We start from the raw sequence: 24,645 nt of genomic DNA on the forward strand, positions 1-24,645 counted from the left end.
GACGCCATCACGGCGTCGCGGGCCATGGTCGTCACGGCCGTTTCTTGGCGCTCGCGGCTATCGTCGCGAGGCGTTCCAGTCGTTCCACCAGGTTCTCTCCGGGGAAACGTTTCTGCAGCTCGGCCAACTGGGTCGCGGCCTGCTCCGTCTTGCCCTGCTCACGCAGGGCAAGGACCGCCCCGAGCGCCTCGTCGAGCACCTCCGGCTTCACCGCAACCGCCTTGCCCCTGGCCTGGGCGACGAAGTCGCCAGCCAGCTCCGCCTGGACCTTCGCCTGCTGCGCGGCCTGGGCCGGCGGTCGGTCGGCCAGGGCAGCCGGAGCCGGCGGCGCGGCCTCGGCCATCAGTTGCGGCGCCTCCCCGGACGATGCGTAGCTGGCCAGCAAGGCCGGGGACTCCGACATCTCGCTGGACAGCGGAGCCGGCGCCGCCGGCGCGCGCATGGCCCGCTTCGCCGCAGCGGCCCCGGCGACTCCGTCGCGCAGGGGCACATCGCTGAACGCCACTTCGGGCCGGGCCTGGCGCTCGGCGTCGTCCAGCACGTTGTGGCTGACCAGCCCCAGCACCAGCGCCACGCCCAGCAGGCTGGCGAAGGCCGCCTGCCAACGCGGCCTGCGGGAGGCTTCCAGCCAGCGCCGCCACCAGGACCGGGCGGGTTCGACATGCGCCGCCTGGCGTCGCGCGGCGGCGAGGATCGCCTGGTCCAGCGCCGGCGCCGGCTGCTGCGGCGCGTGGGCGCGGAAATGCGCCAGCATCTGCTCTTCGGCGACGCTCGCGGAATGCTTCTGTGGGTTCATACCGCCACCTCCTCGGCCAGCAGCCGGCGCAGCTTCTGCACCGCGTAGCGGAAACGGCTCTTCACCGTCTCCAGCGGCGACTGGGTGAGCGTGGCGATCTCGGCCAGTTCCAGTTCTCCGTGGGCGCGCATCAGGAATACCTCGCGCTGTTCCTCGGGCAGGGTCTCCAGCGCGCTCTGCAAGCGCTCGCCGTCGCGGCTCAGGCTGAGCTGCTGCTCGGGGCCGGCGCCCTGGTCGGGTTGCGCGTGCAACTGTTCGTCGTAGCTGTCCTGCAACGGCTGGCGCTGGCCATGCTTGCGCCAATGATCGATCAGGCGGTTGCGGGCGATCTGGTAGAGCCAGGTGCGGAAGCTCGCCCGGCCCTGCGGCTGGCTCTCGCTGCGGATCAGGCTGAGCCAGGTTTCCTGGTAGATCTCGTCGGCCAGTTCGGTCTGTCCGGCCAGGCCGCAGAGAAAACGGTAGAGACCTTGCCGATGGCGCTGGTAGAGCACCTCGAAGGCCGCGCTGTCGCCCTTGCGGTAACGCGCCAGCAGCGTTTCGTCGCTGCCGGCGGCCGTCGTGGCGCTGGTGGAGGCATGCATGCCGCTGGTCGACTCCTGTCCTGTGTCAAAGGCGACCGAGAGCAGGCTCATCGGCCACATCCTTCGCGGCACGCATCGGCGTCGCCACGAAACGCCCGGGCCGTCGCCAGAAGCGCGGCCGGAGCGGCTATCGGTAGACATTTTCCAGCGTCGGACAGTTCGGCGAAAGTGCCGGTCCGGATGGAAGCCGGGAAAAACATCGAGACGACCTCGTCGTGCAGCGGAGAGATACCCGCTGAGACGAAGCTGTCGGTGGATTCGGGTTAATCCCCGGGAAAATTCTTCGCGGACTGTCGCGGGGCGCCCCTCAGCCAGGGGAGCGCCTCGCGCTCAGGCGGCGATAAGGCCTTCCTGGCAAAGCTGCCCGGCAAGCATGCCGAGGGTCATGATCGCCCGCTCCGCCTCGCGGTTCCAGGGAATCCCGCAGGTCAGCCGCAGGCAGTTGTTGAACTGCTCGGTGTTGCTGAAGATCAGCCCCGGGGCGATGCTGATGCCCTGCTCCAGGGCCCGCACGTGGAGTTCCTTGGTGTTGACCTTGGCCGGCAGGCTGACCCAGAGGATGAAGCCGCCCTTGGGCCGGGTCATCTGCGTCCCCTCCGGGAAGTACTGCTGCACCGCCAACTGGTAGGCGGTCATGTTCTTCCGGTACTCCTGGCGGATGTAGCGCAGGTGGCGGTCGTAGCCGCCGTTCTCCAAGTAGGCGGCGACGCCCATCTGGGTCACGGTGCAGGCCGAATGGGTGGTGAAGGTCTGCAGGCGACGGATCTCCTCCTGGTAGCGCTCGGCGATGATCCAGCCGATGCGTACGCCGGGCGAGATGGTCTTGGAGAAACTCGAGCAGTAGATCACCCGGCCGTCGCGGTCGTGGGACTTGAGCGAGCGCGCCTGGCCCTGGTCGAACATCAGTTCGCCGTAGATGTCGTCCTCGACCACCCCGATGTTGTGTTCGGCGGTCAGTTTCAGCAGTTGCTTCTGGCGATCCTCGGGAATCGTCCCACCGAAGGGATTGCTCAGCCGCGCGGTCAGCACCAAGGCCTTGATCGACCACTGGTTGGCCGCCAGTTGCAGCGCCTCCAGGCTGATCCCGGTGCGCGGGTCGCTGGGGATCTCGATGACCTTCAGGCCCAGCACGTCGGCCAGTTGCAGCAGGCCGTAGTAGCTCGGCGACTCGGTGGCGATCAGGTCGCCGGGACGGGTCAGCACCCGCAGGGCCATGTGGATCGCATCCACGCAGCCGTGGGTGATGGTCACCTGCGACGGGTCGACCACCACGCCGGCGTCGCGCATGCGGATCGCCACCTGCCGCCGGAGCGGCTCGAAACCGGGGCTGAACATGTAGCTGAACGCCCGTGGGCTCTGGAAGCGGGTGACCTTGGCCAGTTGCTGGTGCAAGGCGCGCACCGGCAGGTAGTCCACGTGCGGCACCGCCGCGCCGAGCGGGAATACCCCTTCGCGGCGGGACTCGGCGAGCACCTGGTTGATGATGCTGCTGCGGGTGACCAGGCCGGGACGCTCGACCCGCGCGATATCCGGGGTCGGCGCGGTCAGCGCCGGGGTGCGGTGGACGTAGAAGCCGGATTGCGGACGGGCACGGATCAGTCCCTGGTCCTCGAGGGTGGCGTAGGCCTGCAGCACGGTGGCGTGGCTGACGTTCAACTGGGTGCTGAGCTTGCGCACCGACGGTACCCGCTCGCCCGGCTGGTAGACGCCACGGCGAATGTCCTCGGCCAACTGCTGGGCGATGCGTTGGTAAAGCAGCAGATTGGTCATGGCGGGTTTTCCTCGGCGATTGAACCGAAACAGTAGCTCAATTCGTGAAACTGCTCCAGAACAGTTCGGCCGACAACCAGGCATACAGTCGCAAAACTGTACGGGTCGGTCGCAGAGACGGCGCGTTCGCGAGGAAAAGAAAACCCGGTCGGTCGCCACCGGCCGGGTGCGGGCGGGAAATAGTCCGCCAAGAGCCGCCTGGGGAGCGGCCATAGGGAAAGTCAGAAACGCAACGCGTCCGCCGCCGCGCTCTCGCCGGTCGACGCTTGCCAGGCGAAGGGGCTTGGCGCCAGGCCGAGATCGCCGAACAGGCGGTAGTCCGGGACGGCGGCGGGCTGGCGGGAGGTCGGGGAAAAGTCATCGCGGCCGAGGCGGGTGACCAGAACCCGGGCCTGCACCTGCAATGCCACCAGGCTGAGGCTTTCCCGCGCCGTGCAGCCCGCCTCGCCGCACGCCACCGGCGAGTCCTCCAGCAGGAGTTCCTGGCGGCGTGCTTCGGCAACCGCGCGGAGTTCGGCGGCGAAGGACGGCTGGCACAGGCTCAGCAACAACGGCAGGACGAAACGGGCAAAGCGGGGCTGGCGGATCATGCGGATTCCTCGGCTGCGGCGGGATGGCTCCCGGGGGCTGGCGAGGATTGTTCCGCAACTGGCGGTCGAGATGTTTCGAACCCGGTCAGGCGAGTTCGTGGAGCCAGTTCATCACGCCCAGGGCGATCAGTTCGGCGTCGCTGTTGAGGCCTATCTTGACCATCGCGTTCTTCTTGTGGGTGCTGATGGTCGACACGCTGCGCATGGTCCGCTGGGCGATCTCGCTGACCGTGTCGCCACGCGCCAGGCGCCGGAGGATGTCCACCTCGGTGGGGCTCAGCGGCTTGCCGGTATGCCGCTGCGGGTGCAGGCCGGGGTCGAGGAAGGTCTGTCCGAGCGCCATGCACTCCAGCGCCGCCTTCAGCGTCTCCAGCGGGCTGCGCTTGCTGATGTAGGCCGAGGCGCCGCTGCGCAGGACCGCCTTGGCCAGCAACGGCGCGCTGAACACCGAGTAGACCATCACCTTCATTTGCGGGCAGTGTCGGGTCAGCCATTCCACCAGGTGGATACCGTCGCGGCTGCGCTGGCCAGGCAAGCCCAGCTCGGTGATCAGGATGCTTTCCGGCGGCAGGTCGGCCAGGCGCTCCACCAGGCTGTCGCTATCGCCGACCACCGCCAGCACCTGGCGTCCGCACTCCTCGCTGAGGTAGCGCTGCAGCGCCCACTGCATGACCGGGAAGGAATCGGCGATCACCAGCCCCGGCAGGGTTTCGTTCGAACTCATTGCGCCTCTCTACTCGTTATAACGAAATACAAGGTGCTTATGCTGCACGGATTGCTGCTCGAACTAGTTCGATCCCGATGATAGCCCGCTCTTGCGCAAGTTCTGACAGAGAAATCCGGCGCCACCCGGTTCGCCAGGCGAAAAAAGCCCCGGCCCCTTTGGGGTACCGGGGCCCCCTGCGGCGGCGCGGGACTCAGCGCGGCGCGCTGAGCTGGCCCTTGTCGTTGGAGAAGACGATCTCCACCCGGCGGTTCTGCGCCCGCCCCCGGTTGGAGGCGTTGTCGGTGACCGGGAAGGCTTCGCCGTAGCCGACCACCTGCATGCGCGCGGGATCCACGCCGAGATCGGCGAGCACGTCGGCCACCGCCTGGGCGCGCTCGCGCGACAGGTCGAGGTTGGCCTGCCTGTCGCCGACGCTGTCGGTATAGCCTTCGATGCGGATCACCCGCCGCGGATTGAGCTGGAGGAACTGCACCAGCTTCAGCGCGGTGCGGTTGGCCGCCGGCTTGAGTTCGGCGCGGTTGAAGTCGAACAGCACGTCGCCAAGGGTGAGCACCAGGCCACGCTCGGTTTCCTCGGTGCTGAGACTGGCGATCTCCTCGCTCAGGCGCTGGCCCTGCTCCTGCACGCTGAGCAGCTTGGCTTCGCGCAGGGCCAGTTGCAGGCGCTCGCGCTCCAGTTGCAGGCGGGTCAGGCGCTCCTGGTTGAGGTTGAGCAAGGCGTGCTGGCGAGCGATCTCGCTGTAGCGCTGGCTCAGGTAGGCATACTGGATCACGTCGCTGCTGCTGCCCCAGTAGCTGGACAGGCGTTCGGCGCGGGCCAGCGATTCGCCGGCGCGAATCACATCCTTGGGCGCCGCGCGGAGCACGTCGGAATCTTCCTTGACCTGGTCGAACTCGCTCTGCGCCTTGGCCAGCGACTGTTCGCTGAGCTTGTGGTCGGCGCAGCCAGCCAGCGCGGCGCAGGCCAGCAGGGTGGCGAAGAGAGTCGCTTTGCCCGGCATCAGTCGGTCTCCCCCAGTTGCTTGCGCAGACGTTTCAGGCTCTTGTCCAGCTCGCCGAGCTGGTCCTTGCTCTTCTGCGTCAGCACCTTGGACTCGGCGAGGCGTGCGTCCAGCTCGGCCTGCTCGGCCAACAGGCGCGCCTTCTTGTAGGACTCCGCGGTCATCGCGATCTGCGCCGCGGCGTACTTGTCCTGGGCCAGTTTCAGCTCGGCCACGTCGTCGGTGGCACCCACCGCCTTGGCCTGCTCCAGCGCCTGTTCGGTCAGGCGCATCTGCTCCAGCGGAGCCGGGTCGTTGCTCGCACAACCGCTCAGGGTCAGCGCGGCGAGGCCTGCGGCCATCATCCATCGAATGCTCACAAGTCACTTTCCTGCGTAGTCGAACTGGCGCCGGAAGCCGGCAATTGCTGGGCTTTCCAGCGTTCGAGATTGTCCTGCAAGAGCGTTACGGGAACGCCGGCAGCCGACAATTCTGTCATCTTTTTCGCCAGTTGTCCGCGCAGCCACGGATCGTTGCAAGCGGAGTTGTGCGACAGCGTCAGGTACAGCCCCTCGCTGCTCAGCACCGGTTCCAGCGCCTCCAGGTCGTCGGCCATGCCCAGCGCCTCGACCTGGGCCTGCCCGGGCAGCGCCTGGTAGAGGAGGAACTCGCTGCGTTTGAGCATCAGGTCCTGCAAGCCCTGGGTCAGGCTCGGCACCGGCTTCAGGTCGAGACTGGCCTTGGCGAAGCGGTCGAACTCCTCGCCCAGGCTGCTGCCGGCCAGCACGCTGCCCTTGTGCCCGATCAGGTCGTCGCGGCCGATGAACGGGAACGCGGCGTCCTTGTTCACCCAGACCACCCCGCTGGTCATCAGGAACGGCGGATGCACGTAGTCCATGCTGCCGAGCCGTGCCAGGGTCAGGTAGGCCCCGGCGAGCAGGTCGGCGCGACCGCTGGTCACCTCTTCCTGGGCCTTCTCCCAGGAGCCGCTGTAGAGCACGTCGATGCGCACGCCGAGCTCCTTGCCCAGGCGCTGCAACAGGTCGGCATTGGCTCCGATCAGGCGCTTCGGATCCTGCGGGTCGCGCCACAGGTAGGGTGGGTACTCCGGGTTGCCGGTGGCCACCAGGCGCTCGCAGGAGCCGGCCGCCGCGGCCAGCCCCGGAACGAACAGCGCCGCCAGCAGGATGCCGGCCAGGCGGCACGGGGAACAGCGAAAGGACATGGATTCAGGCTCCGCGGTACAGGGATGCGCGCAGCAGTCTGCCACATTTCCGCGCGCGCTCCCGCCCCGCTATTCCGATGGGTACCAGCGCGGCGTGTAGACCCAGGCTTCGCCGTCGGCACGCGGGAAGCTGCAGGTGGTGGACGAGCCGATGATCACCAGGGTGCGCATGTCCACCTGCTCCGCACGCAGCTCGCCCAGGGTGGTGCGCAGCAGGCGCTCACCGGGCCGCCCGATGTCGCGACCGAGCACCACCAGGGTCTGCGGCGAACGATGGCGGGCGACGATCTCCAGCGCCCGTCCCAGTTGCCAGGGCCGCGCCCGCGAGATCGGATTGTAGAAAGCCATCGCCAGGTCGGCGGCGCCGGCCAGGTCCAGGCGCCGCTCGATCACCTCCCAGGGCTTGAGGTTGTCGGACAGCGACAGCAGGCAGAAATCGTGGCCCAGAGGCGCCCCCGCCCTGGCCGCGGTGGCCAGGGCCGCCGAGACGCCAGGGAAGATCCGCAGCTCGACCGCGTCCCAGGCCGGCTCGCCAGCGCCATGCAGGGCTTCCAGCACCGCGGCGGCCATGGCGAACACGCCGGGGTCGCCGGACGATACCAACACCACCGCCCTGCCGGTCGCCGCCAGTTCGAAGGCATGCCGGGCGCGCTGCAATTCCTCGCGGTTGTCGCTGCCATGCAGCACCTGTCCGGCGCGGAAGGGTCCGGCCATGTCGACGTAGGTCTGGTAGCCGAGGATGTCCTCGGCCTCGTCCAGCGCCCGCCGCGCCGCAGGCACCATCAGCTCGGCGCAGCCGGGCCCCAGGCCGATCACCGTGAGTCGGCCGCGACGCTGGCCGATGCGGTCCATCGCCAGGGGCGCGGCGGCCACCGCCAGCCGGTCGCCGACCTGCTCGGCGGCGGGCAAGGCCTGGCGCAGGCGCGCAGCGGGATCGGTCTGCGGCAGGAAGCGCAGCGGTACGCCGAGCGCATCGGCGGCGGCCTGCAGGCGCGGATCGGCCATCCGCGCGCTGTCGGCCAGCAAGCCGCCGAGCGCCGCCGCGGCCAGGCCGGCATCGACCAGCGCCTGGCGCACCGCGTCCGCCGCCGCGTCGGCAGGTTCGAGCGCCGCCAGCACGCAGCGCGGATGGATCAGCAGTTCCTCGGCCCGCGGCGCACGCGCCGAGGGCGTCACGTGAATCGCCAGCGCTGCCTCCGGGTCGCGCGGCAAACGGGCCGCGTCGAGCCAGTCGGCGGCACCCTCGACGCGCACCGGCTGGCCACCGAGCAAATCGGCAACGAAGCGCTTGCCCTGCTCCAGGTCGGCCAGGACATAACCGGCGGGCGGGTTGAGCACGCAGGTGCCGAAGCGCAGCTCGCCGCTGGTGGTGATCGCCGGCGCCACGGCCAGCACCTCGCCGATTTCCCGCGCCAGCCGGTTGACCCCGGCCAGCCCGCCGAGCAGCGGCACCACCGCGCTGCCGTCCTCGGCCAGGGCCAGCACCGGCGGCTCCGCTCCCTTGCGTTGCAACAACGGCGCCAGGCTGCGAATGACGATGCCGGCGGCGCACAGGGCGACGATCGGGCGGTCGGCGCAATACAGTTCGCGCAGGGTGTCGCCGAAGTCCGTATAGGAACGGTCGGCCTCGACCCGCCCGGCGAGCCCGTGGACCAGCGCCCCGGGATAGCGCGCCTGGACCCGCCGCGCGGTATCCAGCGCGCCCTGGCCGAGGATGACGATGGCCGGAACCTGCTGGGCGTCACTCACCGCCGGCCCCTCCCTGCCACTTGTCGCCGGGGACGACGATCAGCGAGAAGTACGGCGAGGCCATCGGCTCCACCCGTTCCAACGGCACGATCCGCTGGTTGGCCATGGTCGCCCGCTCGACGTACAGCGCGCGGCGCTCGAGGCCAAGCTCGACCAGCACGCGGCGGACCTTGTCGAAATTGCGGCCGAGCTTCATCACCACCGCCGCGTCGGCATCCGCCAGGCGCCGGCGCAACTCCTCCTCGGGCAGCACTCCGGAGAGCACCGAGAGGCTCTGGTTGCGGTACACCAGCGGCGCACCGAGCACCGCCGCGCCGCCGAGCATCGAGCAAACGCCAGGCACCACTTCGCTTTCGTAGCGCGTCGCCAGGCGGTCGTGGAGGTACATGTAGGAACCGTAGAAGAACGGGTCGCCCTCGCAGATCACCGCCACGTCGCGGCCGGCGTCCAGGTGCGCGGCCAGCTGTTCGGCGGCGGTGTCGTAGAAATCGCTGATGATGGTCTCGTAGCACAGCGGCGGTTCCAGCTTCTCGGTGGTCACCGGATAGACCAGCGGCAGGCGCACCTGGGCCTGGTCCAGGTGCGCCTCGATGATGCCGAAGGCGTTGCCCTTCTTGCCCTTGGCCACGAAATAGCCGACCACCGGCGCCGCGCGCAGCAGGCGCAGGGCCTTGAGGGTGATCAGTTCGGGATCGCCGGGCCCGACGCCCAGGCCCAGCAGGCGGCCCTTCACGACACTCATCATTCGCGCTCCGTGGCCAGGGCGTTCACCGCCGCGGCGGCCATGGCGCTGCCGCCACGGCGACCGCGGACGATCACGTAGGGCACCCCGCGGCTATCGGCGGCGAGCATCTCCTTGGATTCCGCGGCGCCGACGAAGCCGACCGGGAAGCCCAGGATCAGCGCCGGTTTCGGCGCGCCGGCGTCGAGCATTTCCAGCAGGTAGAACAGCGCGGTCGGCGCGTTGCCGATCACCACCACGCTGCCCTCCAGGTGCTCGCGCCAGTGCTCCAGGGCCACCGCCGAGCGGGTATTGCCGAGTTCCGTGGCGAGCGCCGGCACGTCCGCTTCGTTGAGGGTACAGATCACCCGGTTGGCGGCGGGCAGCCGCGAGCGGGTCACGCCTTCGGCGACCATCCGCGCGTCGCAGAGGATCGCCGCGCCGGCGGCCAGCGCGGCGCGGCCGGCGGCGCCGGCGCCGGGCGAGAAGCGCAGGTCGTCGACCACGTCGACCATGCCGCAGGCGTGGATCACCCTGACCGCGAGCTTTTCCAGGTCGGCCGGGATGCCGGCGAGGTTCGCTTCGGCGCGGATGGTGGCGAACGACTGGCGATAGATCGCCTGGCCATCGCGGATGTAGTCAATCATGCGGGTTTTCCGGAAGTGGGCTGGGAAGGCAGGGCCGCCAGGTAATCGGCGGCCGTGGCGAAAGTCAGGCGGCTGGCCAGCAACTGGCCGAATCCGGGGTGGCATGGGTCGCGCCGGTACAGGTCGTAGAACCCGCCGCTGCGCGCCAGCAGGGTGAGCGGCGCGCGGTGGGCAGCGGCGCAGGACCGTTCGCAGCCGCACAGGTGCAGTTGCGGCAGGTCGCTGCGCGGGCCGAGGCGTTCGGCCAGGCGCAAGGCGTCGCCCTTGGTGTCGGCCAAGCCCCTGGCGCAGGCGCTGGAACCGCTGCAGGCGATCAGCCGCGCCAACGGCGCGTCGGGCTCGGTCAGCAGGCCGAGTCCGCGCAGGCCGAGCAGCGCCTGGTGGGCCTCGGCCTGCGCCAGGTTCGGCAGGAGCACGCCTTGCCAGGGGGTCAGGCGCAGGCTGCCGTCGCCATGGCGCTCGACCAGCTCGGCCAGGCCTTCCAGGCAAGCGCTGTCGAGCCGGCCGAGCGGCGCCGCCGCGCCGACCATCGCCAGGCCCGGCTGGCGTTGCGGCTGGACGCCGAGATGACTCCACGCACGCCCCGGCGGACGCCGCCAGGCCGCCACCCGCTCGTCACGCCGCAGAGGGAAATCCAGGCGCGCCTGCAAGGCCTCCAGCAAGGATTCTCCGGCCAGCTCCTGCAACAGGTGGCGCATCCGCGTCTGTTGCGGCTGGGCGCGTTCGAGGAACAGGTCGAGCAGCGCCAGCACCAGGGACTCGCCCCGCTCCGCCGGCAACGCCGCCAGGGGGCGGTCGCGGGCCGGGCAGCCGGCGAGTCCGAAGACCAGCGTCGCGGTCGGCGCCGCGGGCATCGGCGAGAGCCAGATGTCATGGGGATGTTCGAGCATCGCCAGGTCTTCGCCGCCGTCCAGCTGGATGGCGAACTTGGCCGACAGCGCGTGGTAGCGGCTGTCCGCCTGGAGCCGCAGCAACAGCCGAGCGGCCAGCGGGCGCACGTCCAGCGACAGGTGCGGATCGAGCCCGGCGGCCGGGCTGAGCATCAGGTTGCGCACGTCGTCGGCGCCGGCCAGGGCCCCATGCCGGGGACCGAGGCCGGCGTCCAGCAGGCGGCGGACGAGCCGCTCTTCCTCGCCGCGGCGGACGCCACGCAATTGCAGGTTGGAACGGTTGGTCGCCTCGATCACGCCGCTGGCGCAATCCCGCGCCGCGGCCGCCACGGCGCGTGCCTGGGCGGCGTCCAGGCGACCGGCATCGAGCTTGATGCGGCAGATGCCGCCGTCCAGCGCCTGGACGATACGCAGCAGGCCGGGACAGGGTGACGGACGTGGTACGGGCAGGGGCGCCGGGGTCTGGTCGTCGTTCAAAAACGCTACTCGAATCGGCGTCGCGGCGACCGCACCGCTGTCCCCCAGGGACAGACCACGGCATCGGTACACCCCGCCCGATGTTGGCACTCGCGACTGGTTTCGGCGGCAGGTCTCCTGGCTCGCAGCCCGGCGTTCCACCCGGGGGAGGAACCTCCGCTTCACGCCGCCTTCCCGGTAATCCAGTGGCGAATGGCGCGAATACAGGCTGCATACAGTTGCGGGGGCAGCCACGGCTAGGCCCGGGCTTCGAAAAGACCGCGGCTCCGTGTTCCCTCTTCGGCCCTCGTTGGCCCCGCGCTAACGCGAAAGGGCCGGGCACCGACGAACGCGCTATTATGCCGCCCAGCCCGGGGCCGGGAAAACCCATTCCGTCCGGAAGCCGTCGCGGGCCCTTCACAGACGCATTTCAGGAGTATCGGAACCGTGTCATCGGCAGACTCGACGCCGCCCTGGCTGACCCTGGTGGGCATCGGCGAGGACGGTTATCCCGGCCTCGGCAAGCAGGCCCGGCGTGCCCTGCTGCAAGCCAGCCGGATCGTCGGCGCGGCGCGCCAGCTGGAACTGCTGCCGCCGTGCATCGGCGCCGCCCGCGAAACCTGGCCGACGCCGTTCTCCCTGGAACCATTGCTGGCCCGGCGCGGCCAGCCGACCTGCGTGCTGGCCAGCGGCGACCCGATGCTGTTCGGCGTCGGCGCCAGTCTCGCCCGGCAACTGCCGGCGACCGAACTGCGAGTCCTGCCGGCGCCCTCCTCCCTCTCGCTGGCCGCCGCCCGCCTCGGCTGGGCCCTCCAGGAGGTCGCCTGCCTGTCGCTGGTGGCGCGTCCGCTGGCGGCGCTGCAGGCACAGGTCCACGACGGCCGGCGCCTGCTGGTCCTCAGCAATGACGGCGACAGCCCGGCCGCCATCGCCCGCCTGTTGAGCGCCCGTGGCTTCGGCGCCAGTCGCCTGAGCGTGCTGGAACACCTCGGCGGGCCGCTCGAGCGCCGTCTCGACGGCCTCGCCGGCGACTGGTCGCTGCCACGCGCCGCCGATCTCAACCTGGTGGCGGTGGAATGCCGCGCCGGCGCCGGCGCCGTGCGCCTGCCGCTGACCCCGGGCCTGGCCGACGAGGCCTATCGCCACGACGGCCAGTTGACCAAGCGCGACGTCCGCGCCGTGACCCTGGCGCGCCTGGCGCCCTGCCCCGGCGAGCTGCTCTGGGACGTCGGCGCCGGCTGCGGCTCCATCGGCATCGAATGGATGCGCGCGCACCCCAGTTGCCGGGCGATCGCCATCGAAGCCAACGACGAGCGCCAGGAACATATCCGCCACAACCGCGACGCCCTCGGCGTACCGTCCCTGCACCTGGTCGCCGGCAGCGCCCCGGAGGCGCTGCTGGAACTGCCCGAGCCGGACGCCATCTTCATCGGCGGCGGGGTCACCGCCGAGGGCGTGCTGGAAACCTGCTGGGAGCGCCTGCGGCCCGGCGGCCGCCTGCTCGCCAACGCGGTCACCCTGCAGAGCGAACGGGTGCTGCTCGACTGGCAGCAACGCCTGGGGGGCGACCTCACCCGCCTCGGCGTCGCCCACGCGCGACCGCTGGGCGGTTTCGACACCTGGCGCCAGGCCTTGCCGATCACCCTGCTGGAATTGCGCAAACCCGCCGCCAGGAAGCCTCCCCGCGATGCGTGAGGAAACCCCCGAGCAGCCCGCGCCGTTGCGCAGCGGCTACACCACCGGCAGTTGCGCCACCGCCACCAGCCTGGCGGCGGCGCGCCTGCTGCTGGGTGGCACGATCAGCGACGCGGTGCAGATCGTCCTGCCCAAGGGCCAGCAGGTGCTGATGCGCCTGGAATTCTGCCGCGCCTGGGAAAACGGCGCGGAAGCCGGCACCCTCAAGGATGCCGGCGACGATCCCGACGTCACCCACGGCGCCCTGGTGTTCGCCCGGGTGCGCCTGGGCGCCGAGCCTGGCGTGCGCTTCCATGCCGGCCCCGGGGTCGGTACGGTGACCCGCCCGGGGCTGACCCTGGCGGTCGGCGAGCCGGCGATCAATCCGGTGCCGCGACAGATGATCGAACGCCACCTCGCCCAGCTCGCCGCCGAACGGGGCTACGCCGGCGGCTTCGAGGTCGCCATCGGCGTGGAGGGCGGCGCCGAGCTGGCGCTGAAGACCATGAACCCGCGCCTGGGCATCCTCGGCGGGCTGTCGATCCTCGGCACCAGCGGCATCGTCCGGCCGTTCTCCTGCTCGGCCTATATCGCCTCGATCCATCAGGGCATCGATGTCGCTCGCGCCAACGGCGTCCGCCACATCGCCGCCTGTACCGGCAACGCCAGCGAGGACGCCATGCGCCGGCGCTATGGGCTGCCGGAGATCGCCCTGATCGAGATGGGCGACTTCGCCGGCGCGGTGCTCAAGCACCTGCGCAAGGCACCGGTGGAAAAGCTCAGCCTGTGCGGCGGCTTCGGCAAGATCAGCAAGCTCGCCGGCGGCCACCTCGACCTGCACAGCCGCCATTCCAGCATCGACCTGCCGCAATTGGCCGGCTGGGCCGCCGCGCTCGGTGCCAGCACCGCGCTACAGGACAGCATGCGCGCCGCCAACACCAGCCAGCAGGCGCTGGCCCAGGCACACGCCGAAGGCGTGGCCCTGGGCGATGCGGTCTGCGCCCACGCCCTGCGCTTCGCCCGCGGCATCGTGCCCACCGAGGTGGCGCTGGAAGTCTTCGCCATCGACCGCCAGGGCAACCTGGTCGGCCAGGCCTGCGAGGAGCGCCGATGAAGCGCCTGTTGCTGCTCGGCGGGATCGGTGAGGCCCTGGCCCTCGCCCGCCGGCTCGGTCCGGCGCATCTCTACAGCCTCGCCGGGTTGGGCAAGGTGCCCGGCGACCTGGCCTGCCGGGTCCGGGTCGGCGGCTACGGCGGCGCCGAAGGGCTGGCGGCGTTCATCGACGAGCAGGGCTTCGACCTGCTGGTGGACGCCACCCACCCCTACGCCGCACGGATCAGCCAGAACGCCGTGCGCGCCGCGCGACTGGCCGGAGTGCCCTGCTGGGCGCTGCGCCGGCCCGGCTGGCAGGCCGGGCCCGGCGACGACTGGCGCGAGGTAGCCGACTGGCGCGAGCTGATCGCCGCCCTCGCACCCTTCCGCCGTCCGCTGTTCACCCTCGGCCGCGAACCGCTGGAGCATCTCGGCCAGGTCCCGCCGCACCAGCACTGGACCGTGCGCTGCCTGCAAGGCCAGCCGGCCGCGCCGCGCGCCGAGGTGATCGGCGCGCGCGGGCCGTTCAGCCTGGATGGCGAACGGGCGTTGTTCGAGCGCCTCGCCTGCGACGTGCTGGTGAGCAAGAACAGCGGTAGCCAGGCCACCCAGCCGAAGCTCCAGGTGGCGCGGGAAATGGGCCTGCCGGTGCTGGTCCTGGCACGTCCGGCGCTGCCGCCGGCGGACCGCGAGTTCGCCGACGGCGAGGCGCTGCTGGCGGCAATCCGCGATTGGGAAAGCGCCTGAAGCGAACGCCCACCCACTCGCCGCGACCTGTCCCGCCCCGTCTCCGGCGCCGCTCACGCCGCGCTGAGATGCTCGTAGAGAATGGTCGCACCGACCAGGATCAGCACCACCCCGCCGACCATCTCCGCGCGCTTGCCGGTCACTGCGCCGAGCGCCCGGCCGAGCATGGTGCCGAGGGTGACCATGGTCATGGTGGCCAGGCCGATGGCGCCAGCGGCGAGGAAGATGTTGACGTCGACGAAGGCCAGGCCGACGCCCACCGCCAGCGCGTCGATGCTGGTGGCCAGCGCCGTCACCGCGAGAATCCAGAACGAATGCTGGCCGGGCTTTTCCTGTTCCGTCGCATGATCCGCGCGCAGGCCGTTGTGGATCATGTGCAGGCCGAGCAGCACCAGCAGGACGAAGGCGATCCAGTGGTCCCAGTCGGCGACGAACTGGCTGGCGGCCTGGCCAAGCAGCCAGCCGACCAGAGGGGTGATGGCCTCGATCACGCCGAAGATTATCCCGGTGCGCAGCGCCTCCGACAGGCGCGGCCGATCCAGGCTGGAGCCCTTGCCGATGGCCGCGGCAAAGGCATCGGTGGACATGGCGAAGGCGAGGAAGATCAGGGAAACGGGATTCACGCGGATACTCCAGCCGGGCATGAGTCAACGACATGACCCCGCGGCCCGGCTTCGGCGCAGGAATGTCGTTGGTCTCACCAATCCGGTTGGATGCGCTGGCCATGGCAGGTTGCCAAGAATGTTGACCAGCGCGCCGTCAACGGGTGACGGCAGGCTACTCCCCAAGGAAGGCCGGCAGCATAGCAGGCCGGCGTGAAGAAAATGTGATGCCCCGGGAAGCTGCGCCAGGGCGTGGGGTCCGGCGAAGAAAGACTGCACAAGCGAATTGTTATAGTATAACATTTTATTCAATCCAGATCGTTCAAGGCTTGACTGGAAACGGTGCGGATGTTCCCATCCGGCCCGTTCCAGGTGCCTCCTGCCGCCGCGCAGGAGGTGAAACGGGAAGCCGGTGCGTCACTTCAGTGATCAGTCCGGCGCTGCCCCCGCAACGGTAAGCGAGCGAAATCCTCTTCAGGCCACTGTGCTCCAGCATGGGAAGGCGAGGATTTCACGACCCTCGCAAGCCCGGAGACCGGCCTGCAACGCCCTGTTGGCACACCCGCGGTGGGCGGGAGCGAGCCGGTTGTTCGAGGCGCTGTCGCGCCTGCGATTTCCTGCGCGTTCCGTCCTGCCCGGTCATGAGATGGAACGCCCATGCCCCGCTTCAGCCGTTTGCGCACCGAGCCTTTCGCCCTCGGCCTATCCACCAGCCTGCTGCTGGTACCGCCCGCCCTCGCCGAAACCGAGGAAGCCGCCCTCGCCCTGCCCAGCCAGTTGGTCAGCGTTCGCCAGGACCCCGCCGAACTCGACCACATCGATCTCGCCACGCCGGTCAGTGCCGGTTCGCGCCTGGGCCTCAGCGCCCTGGACACCCCGGCGAGCACCAGCAGCATCAGCGGCGAGGAAGTTCGCCGGCGCAACAACCCCAGCGTCCAGGCCGCCGTCACCCGCAGCCCCGGCATCAGCTTCATCGGCACCCCAGGAGATGGCGGTACCGGCCTCTCGGCGCGCGGCTTCAGCGGCCACGCATCGGTGATGCAACTGTTCGACGGCACGCGCCTGTACACCGGCATGGGCACGGTGAACTTCCCCAGCGATCCGTGGATGGTCGAGCGCATCGACGTGATCCGCGGCCCGGCCTCGGTGCTGTACGGCGAAGGCGCCACCGGCGCGGTGATCAACGTGGTGCCGAAGAAGCCTTTCGCCGGCGAGATCCGCAACCACCTGCGCCTCGGCTACGGCTCCTACGACAACCGCCAGTTGGCCCTGGACAGCGGCGGCTCGCTGACCGACAGCCTCAGCTACCGGCTCAACCTGAACCAGCAGCAGAGCCACGGCTGGATCGACCGTGGCGACTCGCGCAACCTGGGCATCAGCGCGGCGCTGCGCTGGCAGGCCAGCGACGATCTGGCCTTCACCCTCGCCCACGACTATGGCGACCAGGAGCCGATGAACGACTTCGGCACCCCGCTGGTCGGCGGCAAGTACCACAAGCGCCTGCGCGAGAAGAACTACAACGTGCGCAACGACGTGCAGCGCTACAACGACCAGTGGACCCGCCTGACCAGCGACTGGAGCCTTTCCGACAGCGTCACCGCGAGCAACCAGCTGTACTACATCAAGGCCCGCCGCCACTGGCGCAACGCCGAAACCTACGAATGGGACGTCCCGCGCGAAGAGCTGTTGCGCAAGGACTACCTGCGCATCAGCCACGAGCAGGAGCAGATCGGCGACCGCCAGACCTTCGCCTTCCAGCACGCCCTGTTCGGCCTCGACAGCCGCACCCTGGTCGGCGCCGAGTACAACCGCATCCGCTTCCGCCTGACCAACAACTCGCCCTATACCGATGTCGGCGGCGACTACATCGACCCCTGGCACCCCGCGCCCGGCTACTTCGAAAGCCGCTCGCCCTACCGGCCGCACTCGCGCAGCCAGACCCGCACCTTCGCCCTGTTCGCCGAGAACCGCCTGCAGCTCAACGAGCGCCTGTCGCTGGTGACCGGGGTGCGCCGCGACCAGAACCATATCGACCGCGACGACCTGCGCGCCGGCACCCGCAGCGACCGCAGCCTGCAGGGCGGCAACTGGCGCGCCGGGCTGGTCTTCGCGCTGACCCCGGAACTGTCGCTGTACGGCCAGTACTCCACCAGCGAGGACGGCGTGAGCAACCTGATCACCCTCAACGCGGCCCAGCAGCAAATGGACCTGACCCACTCGAAGCAGACCGAGGTCGGCCTCAAGCAACTGTTCCCGGACGGTCGCGGCGAATGGACCCTGGCCGCCTACCATATCGTCAAGAAGAAGCTGCTCAGCGCCAACCCGCTGCCGCCGCACGACGCGCAGCAGGTCGGCCAGCAGAGTTCGGACGGCCTGGAGGCCAGCCTGGAACTGAACCTGGCCCAGGACTGGCGGCTGTCGGCGAACGCCGCGCTGGTGCGTGCCGAATACGACGACTTCGACGAAACGATCGACAAGCAGACCTACTCGCGCAACGGCAACCGCCCCAGGAACGTGCCACGGCGCACCGCCAACCTCTGGCTGGACAAGTCCTTCGCCGATACCCTGCGCGTCGGCGCCGGGCTGCGCTACGTCGACCGGCGCTACGCCGACGCCGCCAACCAGGCCAGCCTGCCCGGCTACACGGTGGTCGACGCCAACCTGGGCTGGCGGGTACGGCCGGACCTGACCCTCGGCCTTGAGCTGTACAACCTGTTCGACCGCCAGTACGCCCTGGCTGACAACAACAACGGCCAGCAATGGATCATGGGCCAGCCGCGCTCGTTCAACGTCACCGCCGACTTCAGTTTCTGAAGCCGGCACCGCGGCAATCGTCTCTGCTGAACCACCGGACCTGCGAGTAGCCATGTCGTCCCTTCACCTCGATGCCCTGCACTGGTCGCCCGACGCCTCCACCGAGTTGCTGCGCGGCGTGCACCTGGAAGTCCCGGCCGGCAGCTTCGTCGGCCTGATCGGCCCCAACGGCAGCGGCAAGACCAGCCTGCTGCGCTGCGCCTTCCGCTATGCGCGACCGCAGCGCGGCCGGGTGGTGCTCGACGGCGACGACCTCTGGCGCCAGCCGCCGCGCTGGGCCGCCCGGCGCATCGCGGTGGTGTTGCAGGAATTCCCCGAGGACTTCGGCCTCGCCGTCGAGGACGTGGTCGCCATGGGCCGCACGCCGCACAAGGGCCTGTTCGACGGCCACGGCGCGGACGACCGCCAGCGGGTCCGCCAGGCGCTGCTCCAGGTCGGTCTCGAAGGGCGTGCCGCGAGCCCCTTCGCCAGCCTCTCCGGTGGCGAGAAGCAGCGCGCCCTGCTGGCTCGCGCGCTGGTCCAGGAACCGCGCCTGCTGATCCTCGACGAACCGACCAACCACCTCGACCCGCGCTACCAGCTGGAGCTTCTGCGCCTGCTGCGCGGCCTCGGCCTGAGCACCCTGGCGAGCTTCCACGACCTCAACCTGGCGGCGGCCTTCTGCGACCGCCTCTACGTGCTCGACGGCGGGCGCATCGTCGCCCAGGGCACGCCGACCGAGGTGCTCGACGCCGACCTGCTGTGGCGGGTGTTCGGCGTCCGCGCCCTGGTCGACCGCCACCCCCTCGCCGACCACCCGCGCCTGACCTGGATTACCCAAGCATGAAGCACCCGATCCTGCACCACCTGCTGCTCGGCGCCCTGATCGCCTGCGCCGATGCCGCGCTGGCCGAGCGCTACCCGCTCAGCGTGCGCAGTTGCGAGCGCGAAGTGACGTTCGAGCGCGCACCGTCGCGCGCGGTCAGCCACGACATCAACCTCACCGAGATGATGGTCGCCCTCGGTCTGCAGACGCGCATGGTCGGCTATACCGGCATCAGCGGCTGGTGGAAGAATGCCGATCCCGGATTGATCGCCGCGCTCAAGCCGCTGCCCGAGCTGGTGGCGCGCTACCCCACGGCGGAAACCCTGCTCGATGTCGACGCCGACTTCTTCTTCGCCGGTTGGGGCTACGGCATGCGCGTCGGCGGCGACCTCACTCCGGCCAGCCTGGAGCCGCTGGGGGTGAAGGTCTACGAGCTGAGCGAATCCTGCGCGCAGATCGGCGAGCCGCGCCGCGCCAGCCTCGACGAGCTGTACCGCGACCTGCGCAACCTGGGACGGATCTTCGACGTCGAACCGCGCGCCGAGCGCCTGGTCGCCAGCCTCCAGGCACGCATCGAGCGCGCCCGCGCCGGCATCCCAGCGAACGCCGAGGCGCCGCGGGTGTTCCTCTACGACAGCGGCGAGGACCGCCCCTTCACCTCTGGCCGCCTGGGCATGCCGCAGGCGCTGATCGAGGCCGCCGGCGGCCGCAGCGTGACCGACGACGTGGCGGCCAGTTGGACCCAGGTCAACTGGGAAAGCGTGGTCGCCCGCGATCCGCAGGTCATCGTCATCGTCGACTACGGCGAGACCAGCGCCGCGCAGAAGCAGCGTTTCCTCGAAGAGAACCCGGCGCTGCGCAGCCTGACCGCGATCCGCGAGCGACGCTTCATCGTCCTGCCCTATAACCAGGCCACGCCAGGCATCGGCAACGCCGCGGCGATAGAAACCCTGGTCGCCGGCCTCCACCCTCGGGCGCCACGTCCATGACCCTGTTCCGCAGCCCTCGCGCCTATTGCCTGTTGCTGGGCAGCCTGGTCCTGTTGCTCGGCCTGTCCTGCGTGGTCGCCCTCGGCTTCGGTCCGGCGCGACTGGACAGCGGCCTGGTCGGCCGCATCGTCCTCCAGCGCCTGTTCGGCGTAGCGGCGGAGCCCGGTGCCTGGAGCGCCGGCCAGGAGCACATCGTCTGGCTGATCCGCGCCCCACGGGTACTGCTCGGTGCCTGCGTCGGCGCCGGCCTGGCGCTGGTGGGAGCGGCGCTGCAGGCGGTCACGCGCAATCCGCTGGCCGATCCGCACCTGCTCGGCGCCACCTCCGGCGCGACCCTCGGCGCGGTGCTGGTGGTGCTCTACATCGGCGAGGTGATCGGCCTGCTGACCCTGCCGCTGGCGGCCTTCCTCGGCGCCCTCGGCAGCATGCTGCTGGTGCTCGGCGTGGCCAGCCGCGGCCGCCGCCTGGGCAGCGACCGGCTGTTGCTGGCGGGGGTCGCGGTGTCCTTCGTGCTCCTGGCGCTGGCCAACCTGCTGCTGTTCCTCGGCGACCACCGCGCCGCCTCCTCGGTGCTGTTCTGGATGCTCGGCGGCCTCGGCCTGGCGCGCTGGTCGCTGATCTGGCTGCCGGCGCTGTGCGTGGCCGGCGGCCTGCTGGTGCTGCTCGGGCTGGGCCGTGCGCTGAACGCGCTGATGGCCGGCGAACAGACCGCCGTGACCCTCGGCCTGGACGCCCGCCGCGTACGCCTGTGGGTCTTCGTCTGCTGCTCGCTGCTGACCGGCGTGCTGGTCTCGGTGAGCGGCGCCATCGGCTTCGTCGGACTCATGCTGCCGCACGCCGCGCGCCTGCTGGTGGGCGCCGAGCACCGCCGGCTGCTGCCGGTGTGCGCCCTGCTCGGCGCGCTGTTCCTGGTCTGGATGGATGTCGCCGCGCGCACCCTGATCGCCCCCCAGGACCTGCCCATCGGCATCGCCACCGCGGCCATCGGCGGGCTGTTCTTCATTCTCCTGCTGCGTCGCCGCAGCTGATCAGAACAGATCCAGCGGGATCTTCAGGTAACGCACCCCGTTGCCTTCCACCGGCGGCAGGTTGCCGCCGCGCATGTTGACCTGGATCGCCGGCAGCATCAGGGTCGGCATGCCGAGGGTGGCATCGCGCTGCTGGCGCATGGCGACGAACGCCTCCTCGTCGACGCCTTCGCGGACGTGCACGTTGTGCCGGCGCTGCTCGCCGACGCTGGTTTCGCAGCGGTGCTCGTCGCGGCCGGGAGCCGTGTAGTCGTGGCACATGAACAGGCGGGTCGCGTCGGGTAGCGCGAACAGGCGCTGGATCGAGCGATACAGCTGGCGCGCGTCGCCGCCGGGGAAATCGCAGCGGGCGGTGCCGTAGTCGGGCATGAACAGGGTATCGCCGACGAAGGCGCTGTCGCCGACCAGGTAGGTCATGCACGCCGGGGTATGCCCCGGGGTATGCAGCGCGCGGCATTCCAGGGCGCCGATGCGGAACGACTCGCCGTCCTCGAACAGGTGTTCGAACTGGCGGCCGTCCACCGGGAACGCCTCGCCCAGGTTGAACAGGCCGGAGAATTTCGCCTGCACCTGGGTGATTCGCGCGCCGATGGCCAGGCGCCCGCCCAGTTCGCGCTGCAGGAAGATGGCCGCCGACAGGTGGTCGGCGTGCACGTGGGTCTCCAGCAGCCATTCCACCTGCAGGTCGTGCTGGCGAACATGGGCGATCAGGCGTTCGGCGCTGGCATGGCTGGTGCGCCCGGCGGCCGGGTCGTAGTCGAGCACCGGGTCGACGATGGCGCAGGCGCGGCTGGACGGGTCGCGCACCACGTAGCTGTAGGTGGAGGTGGCCGGGTCGAAGAAGGCAGTGATGTCGGGTTTCAACATGGAGGCTCCTTGCGCGGCGTGCTGACGGCGACCGCGCCATGGCTACGGATCGTCCCACCATAGCCAACCCGGGCCCGGCGTACCAACCCACAGGTTTGTCAGGAAGCTACCGGACCGCCTCAGAGCAGCAGGGCGGCCCAGGCCGATGCCAGCAGCAACAGCGCCATGCCCTGGTTGAAGCGCTTCATCAGCGACGGCGAGCGCAGCAGCCGCGCGCTGCCGACGCCGAGCAAGGCCCAACTGGCCAGGCACGGCAGCGAAACCAGGAAGAACAGCAATGCCAGCAGGCCGATCCGCCCGGCCTGTCCGGCGCCTTCCCCGGCGAACAGTGCCAGCGCGGCGAGGGCCATCATCCAGGCCTTGGGATTGACCAGTTGCAACGCCGCGCCGCCGAGCACGCCGAGGCGCCGCGGCGGCTCCGCGCCGTCGATGCCGCCCGCGCTGCGGAACAGGCTCCAGGCCAGGTAGCTGAGCCAGCCGACGCCAAGCCAGGCGAGCCCCTGCTGGAGCAACGGGTGGCGCCGCAGCAGCTCGCCCAGGCCGAGCCCGAGCAGCAGGATCAGCGCCGCCACCGCCGCGCAGGCGCCGAGCACGATCGGCCAGGCGGCGGCCAGGCCGTGGCGCTGGCTGTTGCTCAGGACCAGGATGTTGGTCGGTCCGGGGGTGATCGAGGCGACGACGGCGAACAGCAGGAAGGGCACGAGGGATTGCATGGACGGGCTCCTGTGGCGGGGGAGCCTTCATCCTGGCGGCGCACCGGGCCTCAGTCTGGAAGCTGGGTGCACTGCCTGCGGTAGGCCGCCGGAGTCATCCCGTAGGCGCGCCGGAACCAGCGGCCGAGATGGCTCTGGTCGGCGAAGCCGAGGGCGCTGGCGAGGTCCGCCGGTTGCCCGCCGACAGCGAGCATCTGCCGCGCCTTGGCCAGCCGCAACTGGACCAGGTAGGCGTAGGGTGGCAAGCCGTAGGCGGCCTTGAATGCACGGTTCAGGCGGAAGCGGTCGGTGCCGCAGGCGCTGGCCAGCTCGTCCAGGCCGATGTCCTGGTAGAAGTGCGCATGCAGGTAGTCGCGGGCTTTCTGCGCCACCAGCGGCAGGCGTGGATCGAATGGCTTCGCCTCGCGCCAGCCGAGGTGCACGCGCAGCCGCTCCAGCACCAGCTCCAGGGCGGTCTGCCGCAGCAGTCGCAGCTCGCGGCCATGCAGGACGCGGAAGGCCTGGGCGATGGCCAGGGTCAGGCGCGGGTCTTCGGTGAGGTTGGCGTGGAAGCCGGGGTCGCGGTCGCTGGGCGCATCGTCGAAGGTCGCCCGCAGTTCGCGCCGCAGCCAGTCCGGCTGCAGGTACAGCATCGAGTAGGTGAAGCCGCCGGCGATCGGCGCGCGACCGTCGTGGATCTCCCCCGGTTCGACCAGGAATACCTGGCCGGCGGTGCTGTCGTGTCGGCGTCGGCGGCAGTTGAATTGCTGCACGCCGATCTCGGTGTAGCCGATCAGGTAGCTGTCGTGCCAGTGCGGATCGTAGGCGTGGCCCTCGAAATGGGCGCGCAGGGTCTCGATCCCGGTCTCGGCGTCGCGGGCCAGGTCGATCCAGTCTCGGCTGCCCATCGTGCGTCAGGTCTTCCCACTCGTTGGTTTCGTCGCCGCGACTATAACGCGCCCGTCCCGGGGTTCTAGAAGATTCGTGCAGGCGGCTGCGCTCCTCCGGAGGCGGGAATTGATCGGCGTTTCTGGACAATCTATCCAGGCCGCCGCGATTACTCCGCAAGGCCGCCCTCCCTAGACTGGGTTCTCCACTCACCGCAGGAGAAACACCCCATGGTCGACCACTCCATCAAAGGCAAGACCGTCCTCGTCACCGGCGGCGCCAAGAACCTGGGTGGGCTGATCGCCCGCGATCTCGCCGCCCACGGCGCGAAGGCCATCGCCATCCACTACAACAGCGCCGCGAGCAAGGCCGACGCCGACGCCACCGTCGCCGCGCTGCAGGCAGCCGGGGCCAAGGCGGTAGCGCTGCAGGGCGATCTCACCAGCGCCGCGGCCATGGAAAAGCTGTTCGCCGACGCCATCGCCGCGGTGGGCAAGCCGGACATCGCCATCAACACCGTCGGCAAGGTGTTGAAGAAGCCTTTCACCGAGATCAGCGAGGCCGAATACGACGAGATGAGCGCGGTCAATGCCAAGTCTGCGTTCTTCTTCCTGCGCGAAGCCGGCAAGCACATCAACGACAACGGCAAGATCTGCACCCTGGTGACCTCCCTGCTTGGCGCCTATACCCCGTACTACGCCGCCTATGCCGGCACCAAGGCGCCGGTGGAGCACTTCACCCGCGCCGCCTCCAAGGAATTCGGCGCGCGCGGCATCTCGGTCACCGCGGTCGGCCCGGGTCCGATGGACACGCCCTTCTTCTATCCCGCCGAGGGCGCCGACGCGGTGGCCTACCACAAGACCGCAGCGGCGCTGTCGCCCTTCTCCAGGACCGGCCTGACCGACATCGAGGACGTGGTGCCATTCATCCGCCACCTGGTCAGCGAAGGCTGGTGGATCACCGGCCAGACCATCCTCATCAACGGCGGCTACACCACCAAGTGACCCAGCGTCCCGGTCGCCGCCACGGCGACCGGCACCTGTCCGGGAAAGACCCCATGCACGTGACCCTGGTAATCGCCGGCGGGATCATCCTGCTCGGCCTGTTCCTGCTCTTCGGCGAACTCTGGGAGGCCGGGCCGGCGCCCGCTGCCGGCCTGTTCCTGCCGACCTGGCTGGCCGTCGCGCTGGTCAACCTGTGGGTCGGCGTCCAGCACGCCGGCTACGGCTTGCGCGAAGAACTGCCGATCCTGCTGCTGGTCTTCCTGGTCCCGGCGGCCCTGGCCGGCGTAGCGATCTGGCTGGCGCCGCGCTAGG

General features: G+C 70.0%; 25 protein-coding genes and 3 riboswitches. Of the genes, 9 read left to right on the top strand and 16 right to left on the bottom strand.

The genetic code is table 11. The features are described 5' to 3' along the window. Window positions 1-31: 31 nt before the first annotated feature. From sbrR to cobG, 12 genes are all read right to left on the bottom strand, one after another. Entirely contained in the window at window positions 32-796 is a 765-nt protein-coding gene (sbrR, locus tag HMPREF2581_RS26690; protein WP_003158671.1) for an anti-sigma factor SbrR, read from the bottom strand. Further along, on the bottom strand, window positions 793-1,377 hold the full coding sequence (sbrI, locus tag HMPREF2581_RS26695; RefSeq protein WP_003119848.1) for an ECF family RNA polymerase sigma factor SbrI: 585 nt from the start codon (window positions 1,375-1,377) through the stop codon (window positions 793-795). The genes sbrR and sbrI overlap by 4 nt, the downstream gene beginning before the upstream one ends. Window positions 1,378-1,707: 330 nt before the next feature. Continuing rightward, a complete protein-coding gene (locus HMPREF2581_RS26700; protein ID WP_003091003.1) occupies window positions 1,708-3,147 on the bottom strand; it encodes an aminotransferase-like domain-containing protein in 1,440 nt (479 codons plus the stop codon). A 221-nt stretch (window positions 3,148-3,368) separates the two neighbouring features. After that, window positions 3,369-3,737, bottom strand: a complete 369-nt coding sequence (locus HMPREF2581_RS26705; protein ID WP_003138700.1) for a hypothetical protein — start codon at window positions 3,735-3,737, stop codon at window positions 3,369-3,371. An 85-nt stretch (window positions 3,738-3,822) separates the two neighbouring features. Then, the gene (locus HMPREF2581_RS26710; RefSeq protein ID WP_003091005.1) at window positions 3,823-4,461 is read right to left on the bottom strand and encodes a LuxR C-terminal-related transcriptional regulator; all 639 of its coding nucleotides are present in this window, start codon (window positions 4,459-4,461) and stop codon (window positions 3,823-3,825) included. 193 nt (window positions 4,462-4,654) lie between these two features. Further along, a complete protein-coding gene (locus tag HMPREF2581_RS26715) occupies window positions 4,655-5,464 on the bottom strand; it encodes an OmpA family protein (RefSeq protein ID WP_003091007.1) in 810 nt (269 codons plus the stop codon). After that, the gene (locus HMPREF2581_RS26720) at window positions 5,464-5,823 is read right to left on the bottom strand and encodes a DUF4398 domain-containing protein (protein WP_003091008.1); all 360 of its coding nucleotides are present in this window, start codon (window positions 5,821-5,823) and stop codon (window positions 5,464-5,466) included. Before HMPREF2581_RS26720 ends, HMPREF2581_RS26715 begins: the two co-directional genes overlap by 1 nt. Further along, a complete protein-coding gene (locus HMPREF2581_RS26725; protein ID WP_003091009.1) occupies window positions 5,820-6,668 on the bottom strand; it encodes a substrate-binding periplasmic protein in 849 nt (282 codons plus the stop codon). Before HMPREF2581_RS26725 ends, HMPREF2581_RS26720 begins: the two co-directional genes overlap by 4 nt. 69 nt (window positions 6,669-6,737) lie before the next feature. Next, complete coding sequence (cobJ, locus tag HMPREF2581_RS26730; RefSeq protein ID WP_003138696.1) at window positions 6,738-8,417, bottom strand: precorrin-3B C(17)-methyltransferase; 1,680 nt, start codon at window positions 8,415-8,417, stop codon at window positions 6,738-6,740. Continuing rightward, complete coding sequence (locus tag HMPREF2581_RS26735; RefSeq protein ID WP_003091011.1) at window positions 8,410-9,162, bottom strand: precorrin-2 C(20)-methyltransferase; 753 nt, start codon at window positions 9,160-9,162, stop codon at window positions 8,410-8,412. Before HMPREF2581_RS26735 ends, cobJ begins: the two co-directional genes overlap by 8 nt. Further along, on the bottom strand, window positions 9,159-9,785 hold the full coding sequence (locus tag HMPREF2581_RS26740; RefSeq protein ID WP_003107929.1) for a precorrin-8X methylmutase: 627 nt from the start codon (window positions 9,783-9,785) through the stop codon (window positions 9,159-9,161). The genes HMPREF2581_RS26735 and HMPREF2581_RS26740 overlap by 4 nt, the downstream gene beginning before the upstream one ends. Then, on the bottom strand, window positions 9,782-11,152 hold the full coding sequence (cobG, locus tag HMPREF2581_RS26745; RefSeq protein ID WP_009313857.1) for a precorrin-3B synthase: 1,371 nt from the start codon (window positions 11,150-11,152) through the stop codon (window positions 9,782-9,784). Before cobG ends, HMPREF2581_RS26740 begins: the two co-directional genes overlap by 4 nt. Window positions 11,153-11,241: 89 nt before the next feature. Further along, window positions 11,242-11,493, bottom strand: a riboswitch (cobalamin riboswitch). A gap of 85 nt (window positions 11,494-11,578) precedes the next feature. On the opposite strand from cobG, the gene HMPREF2581_RS26750 reads away from it, so the two are divergent. The 3 genes from HMPREF2581_RS26750 to HMPREF2581_RS26760 are packed head-to-tail and all read left to right on the top strand — an operon-like array spanning window position 11,579 to window position 14,644. After that, window positions 11,579-12,826 (top strand): bifunctional cobalt-precorrin-7 (C(5))-methyltransferase/cobalt-precorrin-6B (C(15))-methyltransferase, encoded by a 1,248-nt coding sequence (locus HMPREF2581_RS26750; protein ID WP_003138667.1) that lies wholly within the window; start codon window positions 11,579-11,581, stop codon window positions 12,824-12,826. Further along, window positions 12,819-13,919 carry a cobalt-precorrin-5B (C(1))-methyltransferase gene (locus HMPREF2581_RS26755; protein ID WP_003138665.1) on the top strand — a complete coding sequence of 367 codons (1,101 nt, stop codon included), beginning with the start codon at window positions 12,819-12,821 and terminating at the stop codon, window positions 13,917-13,919. Before HMPREF2581_RS26750 ends, HMPREF2581_RS26755 begins: the two co-directional genes overlap by 8 nt. Beyond that, window positions 13,916-14,644: a cobalt-precorrin-6A reductase gene (locus HMPREF2581_RS26760; protein ID WP_003138663.1), complete on the top strand. Its 729-nt coding sequence runs from the start codon at window positions 13,916-13,918 to the stop codon at window positions 14,642-14,644. Before HMPREF2581_RS26755 ends, HMPREF2581_RS26760 begins: the two co-directional genes overlap by 4 nt. A gap of 53 nt (window positions 14,645-14,697) precedes the next feature. Here HMPREF2581_RS26760 and mntP read toward each other — a convergent pair whose 3' ends face one another. After that, complete coding sequence (gene mntP, locus HMPREF2581_RS26765) at window positions 14,698-15,267, bottom strand: manganese efflux pump MntP (RefSeq protein ID WP_003091017.1); 570 nt, start codon at window positions 15,265-15,267, stop codon at window positions 14,698-14,700. 9 nt (window positions 15,268-15,276) lie between these two features. Next, window positions 15,277-15,442: riboswitch (yybP-ykoY riboswitch) on the bottom strand. Between the two features lie 157 nt (window positions 15,443-15,599). After that, a riboswitch (cobalamin riboswitch) is annotated at window positions 15,600-15,805 on the top strand. A gap of 98 nt (window positions 15,806-15,903) precedes the next feature. Between mntP and HMPREF2581_RS26770 the strand changes: the two genes are divergently transcribed. The 4 genes from HMPREF2581_RS26770 to HMPREF2581_RS26785 are packed head-to-tail and all read left to right on the top strand — an operon-like array spanning window position 15,904 to window position 20,882. After that, window positions 15,904-18,060, top strand: a complete 2,157-nt coding sequence (locus HMPREF2581_RS26770) for a TonB-dependent receptor (RefSeq protein WP_003138661.1) — start codon at window positions 15,904-15,906, stop codon at window positions 18,058-18,060. Window positions 18,061-18,112: 52 nt separating this feature from the next. Next, on the top strand, window positions 18,113-18,886 hold the full coding sequence (locus tag HMPREF2581_RS26775; RefSeq protein WP_003091019.1) for an ABC transporter ATP-binding protein: 774 nt from the start codon (window positions 18,113-18,115) through the stop codon (window positions 18,884-18,886). Further along, window positions 18,883-19,854 carry an ABC transporter substrate-binding protein gene (locus tag HMPREF2581_RS26780; protein WP_003138659.1) on the top strand — a complete coding sequence of 324 codons (972 nt, stop codon included), beginning with the start codon at window positions 18,883-18,885 and terminating at the stop codon, window positions 19,852-19,854. Before HMPREF2581_RS26775 ends, HMPREF2581_RS26780 begins: the two co-directional genes overlap by 4 nt. Beyond that, complete coding sequence (locus HMPREF2581_RS26785) at window positions 19,851-20,882, top strand: FecCD family ABC transporter permease (RefSeq protein WP_003138657.1); 1,032 nt, start codon at window positions 19,851-19,853, stop codon at window positions 20,880-20,882. The genes HMPREF2581_RS26780 and HMPREF2581_RS26785 overlap by 4 nt, the downstream gene beginning before the upstream one ends. On the opposite strand, the gene HMPREF2581_RS26790 is transcribed toward HMPREF2581_RS26785, so the two are convergent. From HMPREF2581_RS26790 to HMPREF2581_RS26800, 3 genes are all read right to left on the bottom strand, one after another. Further along, entirely contained in the window at window positions 20,883-21,749 is an 867-nt protein-coding gene (locus HMPREF2581_RS26790; protein ID WP_003138656.1) for an MBL fold metallo-hydrolase, read from the bottom strand. It abuts the gene before it with no gap. 119 nt (window positions 21,750-21,868) lie between these two features. Continuing rightward, entirely contained in the window at window positions 21,869-22,462 is a 594-nt protein-coding gene (locus tag HMPREF2581_RS26795; RefSeq protein ID WP_003114018.1) for a LysE family translocator, read from the bottom strand. A 50-nt stretch (window positions 22,463-22,512) separates the two neighbouring features. After that, window positions 22,513-23,349, bottom strand: coding sequence for an AraC family transcriptional regulator (locus HMPREF2581_RS26800; RefSeq protein ID WP_003091026.1), 837 nt, complete (start codon window positions 23,347-23,349; stop codon window positions 22,513-22,515). Window positions 23,350-23,559: 210 nt separating this feature from the next. Between HMPREF2581_RS26800 and HMPREF2581_RS26805 the strand changes: the two genes are divergently transcribed. Together HMPREF2581_RS26805 and HMPREF2581_RS26810 are read left to right on the top strand one after the other, a co-directional pair. Then, window positions 23,560-24,333, top strand: a complete 774-nt coding sequence (locus HMPREF2581_RS26805; protein WP_003138653.1) for an SDR family oxidoreductase — start codon at window positions 23,560-23,562, stop codon at window positions 24,331-24,333. Between the two features lie 53 nt (window positions 24,334-24,386). Then, the gene (locus tag HMPREF2581_RS26810) at window positions 24,387-24,644 is read left to right on the top strand and encodes a hypothetical protein (RefSeq protein WP_003091028.1); all 258 of its coding nucleotides are present in this window, start codon (window positions 24,387-24,389) and stop codon (window positions 24,642-24,644) included. The last annotated feature ends 1 nt before the right edge of the window (window position 24,645 follow it).

The organism is Pseudomonas sp. HMSC057H01 (assembly GCF_001836405.1).
GTDB lineage: Bacteria > Pseudomonadota > Gammaproteobacteria > Pseudomonadales > Pseudomonadaceae > Pseudomonas > Pseudomonas aeruginosa.